The 12,517-nt window shown below is 41.0% G+C and carries 25 protein-coding genes; all 25 read left to right on the forward strand.

What is annotated here, in order from left to right:
• The first annotated feature begins 50 nt into the window (after positions 1–50).
• On the forward strand, positions 51–458 hold the full coding sequence (locus WBM30_RS00795; protein WP_424898964.1) for a P-II family nitrogen regulator: 408 nt from the start codon (positions 51–53) through the stop codon (positions 456–458).
• A gap of 465 nt (positions 459–923) precedes the next feature.
• Positions 924–1,232 carry a 30S ribosomal protein S10 gene (rpsJ, locus tag WBM30_RS00800; RefSeq protein ID WP_068558995.1) on the forward strand — a complete coding sequence of 103 codons (309 nt, stop codon included), beginning with the start codon at positions 924–926 and terminating at the stop codon, positions 1,230–1,232.
• Positions 1,233–1,270: 38 nt separating this feature from the next.
• Complete coding sequence (gene rplC / locus WBM30_RS00805; protein ID WP_086626906.1) at positions 1,271–1,909, forward strand: 50S ribosomal protein L3; 639 nt, start codon at positions 1,271–1,273, stop codon at positions 1,907–1,909.
• A 26-nt stretch (positions 1,910–1,935) separates the two neighbouring features.
• Positions 1,936–2,559 (forward strand): 50S ribosomal protein L4, encoded by a 624-nt coding sequence (rplD, locus tag WBM30_RS00810; RefSeq protein WP_068558991.1) that lies wholly within the window; start codon positions 1,936–1,938, stop codon positions 2,557–2,559.
• Positions 2,559–2,843 carry a 50S ribosomal protein L23 gene (gene rplW / locus WBM30_RS00815; RefSeq protein WP_068558989.1) on the forward strand — a complete coding sequence of 95 codons (285 nt, stop codon included), beginning with the start codon at positions 2,559–2,561 and terminating at the stop codon, positions 2,841–2,843. Before rplD ends, rplW begins: the two co-directional genes overlap by 1 nt.
• Positions 2,844–2,877: 34 nt before the next feature.
• The gene (gene rplB / locus WBM30_RS00820; RefSeq protein WP_086626907.1) at positions 2,878–3,708 is read left to right on the forward strand and encodes a 50S ribosomal protein L2; all 831 of its coding nucleotides are present in this window, start codon (positions 2,878–2,880) and stop codon (positions 3,706–3,708) included.
• A gap of 53 nt (positions 3,709–3,761) precedes the next feature.
• Complete coding sequence (gene rpsS / locus WBM30_RS00825; protein ID WP_068558985.1) at positions 3,762–4,043, forward strand: 30S ribosomal protein S19; 282 nt, start codon at positions 3,762–3,764, stop codon at positions 4,041–4,043.
• A 20-nt stretch (positions 4,044–4,063) separates the two neighbouring features.
• A complete protein-coding gene (rplV, locus tag WBM30_RS00830) occupies positions 4,064–4,420 on the forward strand; it encodes a 50S ribosomal protein L22 (protein WP_107994920.1) in 357 nt (118 codons plus the stop codon).
• Positions 4,421–4,423: 3 nt separating this feature from the next.
• Positions 4,424–5,080, forward strand: a complete 657-nt coding sequence (rpsC, locus tag WBM30_RS00835) for a 30S ribosomal protein S3 (RefSeq protein ID WP_086987320.1) — start codon at positions 4,424–4,426, stop codon at positions 5,078–5,080.
• A gap of 3 nt (positions 5,081–5,083) precedes the next feature.
• The gene (gene rplP / locus WBM30_RS00840) at positions 5,084–5,518 is read left to right on the forward strand and encodes a 50S ribosomal protein L16 (protein ID WP_068558979.1); all 435 of its coding nucleotides are present in this window, start codon (positions 5,084–5,086) and stop codon (positions 5,516–5,518) included.
• Positions 5,508–5,702, forward strand: a complete 195-nt coding sequence (gene rpmC / locus WBM30_RS00845) for a 50S ribosomal protein L29 (protein ID WP_086626910.1) — start codon at positions 5,508–5,510, stop codon at positions 5,700–5,702. The genes rplP and rpmC overlap by 11 nt, the downstream gene beginning before the upstream one ends.
• A 27-nt stretch (positions 5,703–5,729) precedes the next feature.
• Positions 5,730–5,996 (forward strand): 30S ribosomal protein S17, encoded by a 267-nt coding sequence (gene rpsQ, locus WBM30_RS00850; protein WP_086987321.1) that lies wholly within the window; start codon positions 5,730–5,732, stop codon positions 5,994–5,996.
• A 42-nt stretch (positions 5,997–6,038) separates the two neighbouring features.
• Positions 6,039–6,407, forward strand: a complete 369-nt coding sequence (rplN, locus tag WBM30_RS00855; protein ID WP_068558973.1) for a 50S ribosomal protein L14 — start codon at positions 6,039–6,041, stop codon at positions 6,405–6,407.
• 34 nt (positions 6,408–6,441) lie between these two features.
• Positions 6,442–6,750, forward strand: coding sequence for a 50S ribosomal protein L24 (rplX, locus tag WBM30_RS00860; RefSeq protein WP_068558971.1), 309 nt, complete (start codon positions 6,442–6,444; stop codon positions 6,748–6,750).
• Positions 6,751–6,776: 26 nt separating this feature from the next.
• Positions 6,777–7,316, forward strand: a complete 540-nt coding sequence (gene rplE / locus WBM30_RS00865) for a 50S ribosomal protein L5 (protein WP_086987322.1) — start codon at positions 6,777–6,779, stop codon at positions 7,314–7,316.
• 20 nt (positions 7,317–7,336) lie between these two features.
• Entirely contained in the window at positions 7,337–7,522 is a 186-nt protein-coding gene (locus WBM30_RS00870) for a type Z 30S ribosomal protein S14 (RefSeq protein ID WP_072763659.1), read from the forward strand.
• A 34-nt stretch (positions 7,523–7,556) separates the two neighbouring features.
• Positions 7,557–7,955, forward strand: a complete 399-nt coding sequence (gene rpsH / locus WBM30_RS00875; protein WP_086626913.1) for a 30S ribosomal protein S8 — start codon at positions 7,557–7,559, stop codon at positions 7,953–7,955.
• A gap of 40 nt (positions 7,956–7,995) precedes the next feature.
• Positions 7,996–8,532 (forward strand): 50S ribosomal protein L6, encoded by a 537-nt coding sequence (gene rplF, locus WBM30_RS00880; protein WP_424898938.1) that lies wholly within the window; start codon positions 7,996–7,998, stop codon positions 8,530–8,532.
• Between the two features lie 64 nt (positions 8,533–8,596).
• Entirely contained in the window at positions 8,597–8,953 is a 357-nt protein-coding gene (gene rplR / locus WBM30_RS00885; RefSeq protein WP_086626915.1) for a 50S ribosomal protein L18, read from the forward strand.
• A 20-nt stretch (positions 8,954–8,973) separates the two neighbouring features.
• Positions 8,974–9,474: a 30S ribosomal protein S5 gene (gene rpsE, locus WBM30_RS00890; protein WP_424898939.1), complete on the forward strand. Its 501-nt coding sequence runs from the start codon at positions 8,974–8,976 to the stop codon at positions 9,472–9,474.
• 13 nt (positions 9,475–9,487) lie between these two features.
• The gene (gene rpmD / locus WBM30_RS00895) at positions 9,488–9,670 is read left to right on the forward strand and encodes a 50S ribosomal protein L30 (protein ID WP_086626917.1); all 183 of its coding nucleotides are present in this window, start codon (positions 9,488–9,490) and stop codon (positions 9,668–9,670) included.
• Between the two features lie 33 nt (positions 9,671–9,703).
• A complete protein-coding gene (gene rplO / locus WBM30_RS00900) occupies positions 9,704–10,144 on the forward strand; it encodes a 50S ribosomal protein L15 (protein ID WP_086626918.1) in 441 nt (146 codons plus the stop codon).
• Positions 10,144–11,436, forward strand: a complete 1,293-nt coding sequence (secY, locus tag WBM30_RS00905; protein WP_424898940.1) for a preprotein translocase subunit SecY — start codon at positions 10,144–10,146, stop codon at positions 11,434–11,436. Before rplO ends, secY begins: the two co-directional genes overlap by 1 nt.
• Before the next feature lie 67 nt (positions 11,437–11,503).
• Positions 11,504–12,148 carry an adenylate kinase gene (locus WBM30_RS00910; RefSeq protein ID WP_086987668.1) on the forward strand — a complete coding sequence of 215 codons (645 nt, stop codon included), beginning with the start codon at positions 11,504–11,506 and terminating at the stop codon, positions 12,146–12,148.
• A gap of 135 nt (positions 12,149–12,283) precedes the next feature.
• Positions 12,284–12,502 (forward strand): translation initiation factor IF-1, encoded by a 219-nt coding sequence (gene infA, locus WBM30_RS00915; protein WP_068558953.1) that lies wholly within the window; start codon positions 12,284–12,286, stop codon positions 12,500–12,502.
• The last annotated feature ends 15 nt before the right edge of the window (positions 12,503–12,517 follow it).

A 12,517-nucleotide genomic window follows, 5' to 3' on the forward strand; every position in this document is an offset into this window, starting at 1 on the left:
AATTGGCCTTCGCGAATGCATCTCTTGAAGACTTAGACAAATCAGTGGTTGTGGAATACCAAGCCTCCGGCGCAACAACTGGCGGTCAAGATCCACAAACAAAAATCACTAAAATTGAAATCATCACGAACGAAAGTAAATTTGAGGGTCTGAAAAAAGCACTGAACAGTATCGGCATCACAGGCATGACCGTTTTCGATGTATTCGGCTACGGCATGCAAAAAGGGCATAGCACCTATTACCGCGGCGTAGAGACTGAAGCGGATTTGCTGCCGAAGATCCGGGTCGAAGTTGTCGTCAGTACGGTTCCTGTCCATGATGTAGTCGAGGCTGCCAGAAAAGCTTTGTACTCAGGTAATATCGGTGACGGAAAAATATTCATCTATAATGTAGAAAACGTCATCCGTGTCAGCACAGGCGATGAAGGTAAGAAAGCTTTGGAATATCCAAACGAATAAGCAATAAGGGGCGGTCTCATGAGAGACGGTCCCTTATTTAATTTAGTTGCATTTCTCGAGTTGTATCTTTGATATACCTAAGAGGAGCGAATATCATTCTGGTGTCCGTTTAATTTTTGAGTTTTGTTATTCGGCATTATCATATGGCTTGCATTCTTATTGTGGATCAGTATAATAGTGAAGGGACAAAATGCTTCACAGTGCTCAGGCAATACCAGTCATTTGGATAATAGCAGAAACTGAATATTATTTTCAGAAAAGACTTGCTTTAACTAATGCGATTATGTATAATATATTGGTACGGCATTCATGTTTATGAATAATGTATTGGGGACCGTTCATTCGGGAACTGCAGCTAAGAGACGAGAGGTTGCGACACACCCGGTCGCTTTGTCACGGCGGGTGTGCCGGGGAATTTTCGTGGAGCTAGTCTTATGAATTACATCTGACGAAGGAGGGAACAACATGGCAAAACAAAAAATACGTATTCGTTTAAAAGCATATGAACACCGTGCTCTTGATCAATCAGCGGATAAAATCGTGGAAACAGCAAAAAGAACGGGAGCTACCGTTTCTGGTCCGATTCCATTGCCGACTGAAAGATCACTATACACAGTGATCCGTGCTACTCACAAGTACAAAGATTCTCGTGAGCAGTTCGAAATGCTTACACACAAACGTCTAATCGACATCATCAACCCAACAACAAAAACTGTTGACGCTTTGATGAAGCTTGACTTACCAAGCGGCGTAGACATCGAAATCAAATTATAATCAAACCTATCATATAAAAAACAAACGGAGGTGTTACCATGACCAAAGGAATCTTAGGCAAAAAAGTAGGAATGACTCAATTCTTTACTGCAAACGGTGAGTTAGTACCAGTTACAGTTATCGAAGCTACTCCAAACGTTGTTTTACAAGTTAAAACCAACGAAACAGACGGCTACGAAGCGGTACAACTAGGCTACCAAGAAATGCGTGAAGTATTGTCAAACAAACCTGCTAAGGGTCATGCAGCAAAAGCAAAAACTGCTCCTAAGCGCTTCATTCGTGAATTTAACAATGTTGAGCTAGGAGAATACGAAGTAGGAAAAGAAATCAAAGTTGATATCTTTGAAGCAGGCGACATTGTTGATGTCACTGGTACCACTAAAGGACATGGCTTCCAAGGCGTAATCAAACGTCACGGACAAAGCCGCGGACCAATGGCCCACGGATCTCGTTACCATCGTCGTCCGGGTTCAATGGGTGCTGCTTCATTCCCATCCCGCGTATTCAAAGGTAAAAAATTAGCAGGACGTATGGGTAACGATCGCGTTACTATCCAAAACCTTGAAGTCGTTATGGTTGACGTTGAGAAAAACGTAATCCTGATCAAAGGTAACGTACCTGGTTCTAAAAAATCATTAATCGAAATCAAAGTAGCCCGCAAAGCTGCAAACAAATAATATAAAAGAGAGGAGGAACGAGAAAAATGCCAAACGTAGCCTTATTTAAACAAGATGGAACACAAAACGGTGAAGTAACTTTGAATGAAGAAATCTTTGGGATCGAGCCTAACGAAAACGTTGTATACGATGCAATCATCATGCAACGCGCTTCTTTAAGACAAGGAACTCACGCAGTAAAAAACCGCAGTGCTGTCAGCGGTGGTGGTCGTAAACCATGGAAACAAAAAGGAACAGGCCGTGCACGCCAAGGTTCAATCCGTTCACCACAATGGGTTGGCGGTGGAGTTGTCTTTGGACCAACACCTCGTTCTTACAGCTATAAATTAAACAAGAAAGTTCGTCGCTTAGCTATCAAATCAGTTCTTTCAACGAAAGTTGCTGAAGGAGACTTGATCGTAGTTGAAACATTGAACTTCGATGCACCAAAAACAAAAGAATTTGCAAATGTGTTGAAAAACCTTAACGTTGATACGAAAGTATTGGTTGTTGTAGAAAACGACAACGATTTTGCAGCATTATCAGCACGTAACCTTCCTGGCGTAACAGTCGTTAACGAAACAGGAATCAACGTATTGGATGTTGTTTCAAACAACAAATTAGTCTTGACACAAGCTGCTCTTTCTAAGGTAGAGGAGGCTCTTATATAATGGAAGCAACAGACGTTATCAAACGCCCAATCATCACGGAAGCTTCTATGCTTGCAATGGATGAAAAGAAATATACCTTTGAAGTGGATGTACGTGCTAACAAAACATTGGTTAAACAATCTATCGAATCATTGTTCGGTGTAGATGTTAAAAACGTAAACATCATGAATGTACGCGGCAAACTTAAACGTATGGGTAAATACAAAGGCTATACAAAAAAACGCCGTAAAGCAATCATCACTTTGACTGAAAATTCTAAAACAATCGAATTATTCGAAAATTAATTTACTTAAATAATCAAATAGGAGGGGAAAAAACGTGGCGATTAAGAAATACAAACCTACCACAAACGGCCGTCGTAATATGACTGGTTCTGATTTCGCAGAAATTACAAAAACAACACCTGAGAAATCTTTGGTCGAACCAATCAAAAGAAAAGCCGGTCGCAACAACCAAGGTAAAATTACCGTTCGTCATCAAGCTGGTGGACACAAACGTGCTTACCGTGTGATCGACTTCAAACGTAATAAAGATGGAGTCGTTGGTATCGTCAAAGCTGTCGAGTACGATCCAAACCGCACTGCAAACATCGCATTGATCCAATATGTTGATGGAATCAAAACTTACATTATTGCCCCTAAAGGCATCGAAGTAGGCCAACAAATCGAATCTGGAGTAGGATCTGATATCAAAATCGGAAACGCAATGCCATTGTCAACTATCCCAGTCGGTACTGTTATCCACAACATCGAAACAAAACCAGGCAAAGGCGGTCAATTGATCCGTTCAGCTGGTACAAGTGCTCAAGTACTTGGACAAGAAGGTAAATATACACTAGTTCGTTTGAACTCAAGCGAAGTACGTTTAATCCTTTCAACTTGCCGTGCAACAATCGGTTCAGTAGGTAACGAACAACACGAATTGATTAACATCGGTAAAGCTGGACGTAACCGTTGGTTGGGTAAACGCCCTACTGTCCGTGGTTCTGTAATGAACCCGAACGATCACCCACATGGTGGTGGTGAAGGTAAATCTCCAATCGGACGCAAAGCGCCAGTTACTCCTTGGGGTAAACCTGCTCTTGGTTACAAAACTCGTAGCAAGAAAGCTAAATCTAGCAAGCTAATCGTTCGTGGACGTAAAAAATAATTATCACAACAATAAGTAACTGAAGCAACACATAATCGAAAGGAGGCTTCACCATGGGTCGTAGTTTGAAAAAAGGACCTTTTGTCGATGAACATTTAATTAAGAAAGTTGAAGCTGCTCTAGCTAGCGAAAAGAAACAAGTAATTAAAACTTGGTCTCGCCGCTCAACAATTTTCCCACAATTCATCGGACAAACGATTGCAGTTTATGATGGAAGAAAACACGTTCCAGTTTACATTCAAGAAGACATGGTAGGACACAAATTAGGAGAATTCGCTCCAACAAGAACATACCGTGGCCATGCCGCAGACGACAAGAAAACAGGTCGCCGTTAATTACGAGGGGAGGAAATAACATGCCAGAACAAATCACAGCTGCAAAAGCATCTGCACAAACTGTTCGCATTGCCGCTCGTAAGGTTCGTTTAGTAGTGGATCTTATCAGAGGCAAGAGCATCGGAGACGCAATCTCCATTCTGAAATTTACACCACGTGGCGCTTCGCCCGTTGTAGAAAAAGTGTTGATGTCAGCAATTGCTAATGCAGAACATAATTATGACTTAGATATCGAAAGCTTGGTAGTAAGCGAGGCTTATGTTAACGAAGGACCAACGATGAAACGTTTCCGTCCACGTGCAAAAGGATCAGCTTCACCAATCATGAAACGTACTAGCCACATCACAATCGTGGTATCAGAAAAGAAGGAGGGATAATCTGTGGGTCAAAAAATTCATCCATTAGGATTACGTGTCGGCATCATTCGTGACTGGGATGCTAAATGGTACGCTGAAAAAGATTACGCAGCTTTCTTACATGAAGATTTACGTATCCGTAAATACATCGCAAAGAACTTAAGCGAAGCTTCTGTTTCTAAAATTGAAATTGAACGTGCGGCTAACCGCGTAAACGTTTCTATTCATACTGCCAAACCTGGAATGGTAATCGGTAAAGGCGGTTCTGAAGTTGAAAAAACTCGTAAAGAGTTAAATGAACTTACTGGTAAAAAAGTACACATCAACATCGTGGAAATCAAAAGACCAGACTTGGATGCTAAATTAGTTGCTGAAGGTATCGCTAAACAGTTGGAAAACCGTGTAGCTTTCCGTCGTGCGCAAAAACAAGCAATCCAACGTACAATGAGATCTGGCGCTAAAGGGATCAAAACGCAAGTTTCTGGTCGTTTGAATGGTGCAGATATCGCTCGTGCTGAAACTCATGCTGAAGGAACTGTTCCATTGCATACATTGCGTGCGGACATCGACTACGCTTGGGAAGAAGCAGACACAACTTATGGTAAATTAGGCGTTAAAGTTTGGATTTACCGTGGTGAAGTTTTACCAGCAAAAAAAACAACTGAGAAAGGAGGGAAATAACCAATGTTAGTACCTAAACGTGTAAAACACCGTCGTGAGTTCCGTGGAAAAATGCGCGGAGAAGCTAAAGGCGGAAAAGAAGTAGTTTTCGGCGAATATGGTTTGCAAGCTGTTGACTCTCATTGGATCACAAACCGTCAAATCGAAGCTGCTCGTATCGCTATGACTCGTTACATGAAACGTGGCGGGAAAGTTTGGATCAAAATATTCCCTCACAAATCATATACATCCAAAGCTATCGGAGTCCGTATGGGTTCTGGTAAAGGGGCACCTGAAGGTTGGGTATCTCCAGTTAAACGCGGCAAGATCATGTTCGAAGTAGCAGGCGTCCCTGAAGAAGTGGCACGCGAAGCTCTACGTCTTGCATCTCACAAATTGCCAGTTAAAACAAAAATTGTAAAACGTAAAGAAATTGGTGGTGAATCGAATGAAGGCTAATGAACTTAAAGAGTTATCCACTGCTGAAATGATTGATAAAGAAAAACAATTCAAAGATGAATTATTCAATCTACGATTCCAACTTGCAACCGGACAGTTAGAAAATACTGCCCGCTTGAAAGAAGTACGCAAATCAATTGCACGTATTAAAACTGTATTGCGACAACAAGAATTGCAAAAATAGTAGATCAGCAAAGGAGGTCACAACGAAATGACTGAAGAACGTAACCAACGTAAAGTCTACCAAGGTGTTGTTGTTTCCGACAAGATGGATAAAACAATCGTTGTAGAAGTATCTACAACAAAAACACATCCTACTTACGGTAAACGCGTTAAGTACTCTAAAAAGTACAAGGCACATGATGAAAACAACCAAGCTAAAATGGGAGATGTAGTTAGAATTATGGAGACTCGTCCTCTATCTGCTACTAAAAACTTCCGCTTACTTGAAGTTGTTGAAGAATCAGTAATCATCTAATCAGACAAATAAATATTTTATATCCGGAAGGAGGATACTGACGTGATACAAACAGAATCCCGCTTAAGAGTTGCTGATAATTCAGGAGCTAAAGAAGTGTTAACTATCAAAGTTTTAGGTGGTTCAAACCGCAAATTTGCAGGAATTGGTGATACAATCGTCTGCACAGTAAAACAAGCTACACCCGGTGGTGTTGTCAAAAAGGGTGATGTAGTTAAAGCTGTTATCGTTCGTACGAAACACGGCGCACACCGTAAAGATGGTTCTTACATCAAATTTGACGAAAATGCTTGTGTAATCATTCGTGACGACAAGAGCCCTCGTGGAACACGTATCTTTGGACCAGTTGCACGTGAATTGCGTGACAACAACTACATGAAGATCGTTTCCCTTGCTCCAGAAGTATTGTAATCAACTGTCATAAATGAAGGAGGTGCAACAAAGCATGCACGTAAAAACTGGTGATAAAGTTAAAGTCATTACTGGAAAAGATAAAGGTAAAGAAGGAGTCATCCTTAAAACTTTCCCTAAAAAAGATCGTGTTATTGTCGAAGGCATTAATATTGTCAAGAAACATCGCAAAGCTTCTCAAACAAATCCAACAGGTGGAATTCTTGAAGAAGCAGCACCTATCCATGTTTCTAACATTATGTTAATTGATGCTAAAACTGGCGAACCTACTCGCGTAGGATCTAAAGTCGTAGATGGCAAAAAAGTCCGCGTTTCCAAAAAAACCGGCGAAATCATTGATTAATTATTAGAGGAAGGAGGATATTCTAAATGAACCGTTTAAAAGAAAGATACACAAAAGAAATCGTTCCATCGTTGATGGAAAAATTTGAATACAGCTCAATCATGCAAGCACCTAAAATTGACAAAATTGTCATCAACATGGGTGTGGGTGATGCAGTTTCAAACACAAAAAACCTAGATAAAGCAGTTGAAGAACTAACGTTGATCGCTGGTCAAAAACCAGTCATCACTTTAGCTAAAAAATCAATCGCTGCATTCCGTTTACGTGAAGGTATGCCTATCGGCACTAAAGTTACTTTACGTGGCGAAAGAATGTACGACTTCTTGGATAAACTAGTAACAGTTTCATTACCACGTGTACGTGACTTCCGTGGGATCAGCAAAAAATCTTTTGATGGTCGTGGAAACTATACTTTAGGTATCAAAGAACAATTGATTTTCCCAGAAGTTGACTATGATAGAGTCGACAAAGTACGTGGTATGGATATCGTTATCGTAACTACTGCTAACACTGACGAAGAATCAAGAGAATTATTGACACAACTTGGAATGCCATTCCAAAAATAAGCTAAGGAGGCGAATAATAATTGGCTAAAAAATCCATGATTGCTAAAAACAAACGTCCCGCAAAACATTCTACTCAAGCTTACTCTCGTTGTGAACGTTGCGGACGTCCACATTCAGTTTATCGCAAATTCAAACTTTGCCGTATTTGCTTCCGTGAACTTGCCTATAAAGGACAAATTCCCGGCGTGAAAAAGGCTAGCTGGTAATTTAACCATACTCGCAAAAGGAGGTATAATGTAAATGGTCATGACAGATCCAATCGCAGATTTCTTAACTCGTATTCGTAATGCCAACATGGTACGTCACGAATCTTTAGAAGTGCCTGCATCAAAGACAAAATTAGAGATCGCTAACATTCTTAAGGCTGAAGGTTTCATCAAAAACTTTGATTACACTTCAGACGACAAACAAGGTGTTATCCGTGTATTCTTAAAATATGGTCCAAACAACGAACGCGTCATCACTGGCTTGAAACGTATTTCAAAACCAGGTTTGCGTGTATACGCTAAAACTGGCGACATCCCTAAAGTATTGAATGGTTTAGGAATCGCAATCGTGTCTACTTCTGAAGGTGTTATCACCGACAAAGAAGCAAGAGCGAAAAACATCGGCGGCGAAGTATTAGCTTACATTTGGTAATTTTCAAAAAAATAAGAGAAAATAAAGGAGGTGCAGCCCTGTGAGTCGTATTGGAAATAAAGCAATCGAAATCCCAGCTGGCGTAACCGTTACTCAACAAGGTAACACTGTTACAGTTAAAGGCCCGAAAGGCGAATTAACTAGCACATTTAATGAAATGATCGGCATCAAGATCGATGGAAACACTGTTACTTTCACTCGTCCTAACGAAGAGAAATTCACTAAATCAATTCATGGTACTACACGCGCGTTGGTAAACAACATGGTTGTAGGTGTATCTGAAGGATTTATGAAAGAATTGGACTTAGTAGGGGTTGGGTACCGTGCTCAATTGCAAGGCCAAAAACTTGTATTGAACGTCGGCTATTCTCATCCAGTTGAATTCACACCTGAAGACGGTATCGAAGTGGAAGTACCAACTAACACTAAAATCATCGTTAAAGGTTACGATAAAGCTAAAGTTGGCGCTTTGGCAGCCAACATCCGTGGCGTACGCCCACCAGAGCCTTACAAAGGTAAAGGTATCAAATACGTTAACGAAATCATCCGTCGTAAAGAAGGTAAGACAGGTAAATAATAGTCCGCTATTATTACTTGCTTCCTGAACGACCCCACAAAAAAAATTTAAAGAGGTGACAATTGTGATTACTAAACCAGATAAAAACAAAGTGCGCCAAGCTAGACACGCACGCGTAAGAAGAAAAATCTCTGGTACTGCAGAGTGCCCACGCTTGAACGTTTTCCGTTCCAACAAAAACATCTACGCTCAATTAATTGATGACGTAGCGGGTGTGACGCTAGCAAGTGCCTCTACAAAAGAAACAGAAATCGCAACCGGTACTAAAACTGAAGCTGCTGCTGCAGTTGGAAAACTGATTGCTGAACGTTCTGTTGCTAAAGGTATCAAAAAAGTAGTCTTTGACCGTGGTGGCTATCTGTACCATGGCCGTGTACAGGCTTTAGCTGAAGCTGCTCGCGAAAATGGACTAGATTTCTAAGAAAAGGAGGATAACCACACATGGTTTATGTTGACCCAAATCATATTGAATTAGAAGACCGCGTCGTTGCGATCAATCGTGTAACAAAAGTTGTTAAAGGTGGACGTCGTCTGCGTTTTGCTGCTTTAGTTGTTGTAGGAGACAGAAACGGACATGTAGGATTCGGTACTGGTAAAGCAGCTGAGGTTCCTGAAGCTATTCGTAAAGCTATCGAATCTGCTAAAAAGAGCCTTATTGAAGTTCCAATGTCTGAATCAACAATCCCTCACCAAGTTATCGGAACTTTCTGTGGCGGTAACGTAATGTTGAAACCTGCTAAATCCGGTTCCGGAGTTTCTGCAGGCGGAGCAGTCCGTGCCGTTGTCGAATTAGCTGGTATCGCTGATATCACAAGCAAATCCCTTGGTTCTAACACACCTATCAACATGGTTCGTGCTACAATCGATGGTTTGAAACAGTTGAAAAATGCTGAAGATGTTGCGAAATTACGCGGCAAAACAGTTGAAGAATTACTAGGATAAGGAGGACTACATAATGGCAGAAGTAAAGATCACTTTAAAACGCAGCTTGATTGGACGTCCTCAAAACCAAAAAGATACTTGCAAAGCTTTGGGATTGTCCAAAATCGGCAAATCTGTTGTTAAACCAGCTAACCCAGCTATCTTGGGCATGGTCAACACAGTAAGCCACTTAGTTACATCAGAAGAAGTTAAATAATAAACATCAGATTAAAGGAGGTGCCAAGTTACTATGAAACTTCATGAATTAAAACCTGCTGTAGGATCACGTAAAGAACGTAACCGTGTCGGTCGCGGATCTTCATCCGGTAATGGTAAAACATCCGGTCGTGGACATAAAGGCCAAAAAGCCCGTTCAGGCGGCGGTGTGAGACTTGGATTCGAGGGTGGACAAACTCCATTGTTCCGTCGTCTTCCAAAACGTGGATTCACGAACATCAACCGTAAGGAATATGCTGTCATCAACTTAGAAATCTTAAACCGTTTCGAAGATGGTACAGAAGTTACTCCAGCTTTATTAGTTGAAACTGGTATTGTCAAAGATGAAAAATCAGGCATCAAAGTTTTAGGCAACGGAAGCGTTGAGAAAAAACTGACAGTTAAAGCTAATAAATTCTCCGAAGCAGCACAAAAAGCTATCGAAGCTGCAGGTGGGACTGTTGAGGTGATCTAATGTTTGCTCTTCTGAAAAATGCATTTCAGGCGAAGGACATTAGAAATAGAATCTTTTTTACTCTAGGTATGTTGATTGTGTTCCGTATCGGAACACATATTACTGTACCGGGTGTTGATGCGGGTGCCATCACAAACTTGGCATCGACGGGCTTGTTCAGTCTGTTGGACACATTCGGAGGTGGAGCACTGAGTCAGTATTCCATTTTCGCTATGGGTGTTTCGCCATACATCACTTCTTCTATTGTCGTTCAATTGTTACAAATGGACATTGTTCCGAAATTTGTGGAATGGTCCAAACAGGGTGAAGTAGGTAGAAGAAAGTTAAATCAAGTTACAAGATATTTGACAGTCATTTTAGCATTTGTGCAATCTGTCGGCGTTTCGATCGGTTTCAACCAACTCTCAAATTTGGGTTTGGTCAACGATCCGGGTGTGACAACCTACATGGTCATCGCATTAGTGATGACAGCAGGTTCGATGCTTGTTGTTTTTATCGGAGAATCCATTTCAATGCACGGTATCGGAAACGGAACGTCATTGATCATCTTCTCAGGTATCATCGCAAGAATCCCTACAGATCTTTACACTTATTACAATGATCGTTTTGTAGATGCAGGATCCGATTTGACGAACAACATTTTGTTCTCGGTTGCGCTATTGTCAGCAATATTATTGGTGGTCATACTCGTTGTGTACGTTCAACAAGCTGAACGTAAAATCCCCATTCAATATTCCAAGCGTGCTTCCGGATCAAATCAATCCGCGCATTTGCCGTTAAAAATCAATTCTGCTGGAGTCATTCCAGTAATCTTTGCCAGTTCTTTCATGATGACCCCGCAAACGATCCTCGGATTTTTCGCGGCAACTCAAAGTGAAGCTAGCTGGTATCAAATTTTGTCAACCATCTTTAATTACCGTGAACCCATCGGTGCAACAATCTATACGGTATTGATCGTTGTCTTCACTTACTTCTATGCCTTCATTCAGATCAATCCTGAAAAGATGGCAGAGAACTTGCAAAAGCAAGGCGGCTATATTCCAAGTGTACGTCCGGGTAAAGGGACAGAAGATTACATTTCCGGCATGATTATGCGATTAAGTACGGTCGGCGCGCTATTTCTTGGTTTGATTGCGTTATTGCCAATCATTGCCTCAGGTTTGTGGGATTTGCCGAACTCGCTCGCCCTTGGCGGTACAAGTCTTCTGATTGTAGTTGGGACTGCATTGGATACGGCAAGACAAATTGAAGGTCGAATGGTTAAACGTAATTACCAAGGATTTATTCAATAGTAAGTTTGTGGGGGGGAAAGTGATTTCCTCGTCACATATTCTTACATCTTTAGGAGGCAGTAAAATGATGAACCTAATTATTATGGGTCTTCCCGGTGCTGGAAAAGGAACACAGGCTGAAAAGATCATCGCGAAATACAATATTCCGCATATCTCTACAGGAGACATGTTCCGAGCTGCCATGAAAAATGAGACAGCGTTGGGCCTGGAAGCAAAATCATATATGGATAAAGGCGAACTTGTTCCAGATGAAGTTACAAACGGAATCGTTAAAGAGAGATTAGCAGAATCTGATACTGAAAAAGGCTTTTTATTGGATGGTTTTCCAAGAACCCTCGTACAAGCAAAAGCACTTGAAGCTATCATGAATGAACTCGACAAAAAAATCGATGCTGTTATTAACATTGATGTGAACCCTGAAGTTTTGATGCAACGTCTAACGGGTAGAATCATTTGCCGCTCTTGCGGAGCGACTTACCACAAAGAAAACAATCCTCCTAAAACAGAAGGAACATGCGATCGTTGTGGCGGACACGAATTCTATCAACGTGAAGATGACAAGCCTGAAACCGTAGAAAATCGCATTCAGATTAATCTAGAACAGTCTAAACCAATCATTGCATTTTACAGCGAAAAAGGATTGGTACATAATGTGGATGGCGAAATCGGCATCGACAACTTGTTTACCGAAATCCAAAAGATTATAGAATAGTTGTAACTGTCATTTGAAATTAATCGAAAATTTCTTTTCAATCGATACTTGCTATGGTATAATCTAGCAGTTAGAGTAAAAATTGCCAAGACATAAGATTAATCAGCTCAACAGAATGTTAGGAGGTTAGCAGGCGTGGCGAAAGACGATGTAATTGAGATCGAAGGAGTTGTCGTTGAAACTTTGCCCAATGCAATGTTTAAAGTCGAACTTGAAAATGGTCACATAGTATTAGCTCACGTATCTGGTAAAATTAGAATGCATTACATCCGCATTTTGCCAGGCGATAAAGTTACGGTAGAATTATCACCGTACGATCTTACTCGTGGACGCATTACTTACCGCTTTAAATAATTGCACTCCATCACT

The sequence above is a fragment of the Trichococcus sp. genome, from assembly GCF_049684335.1.
Classification (GTDB): domain Bacteria; phylum Bacillota; class Bacilli; order Lactobacillales; family Aerococcaceae; genus Trichococcus.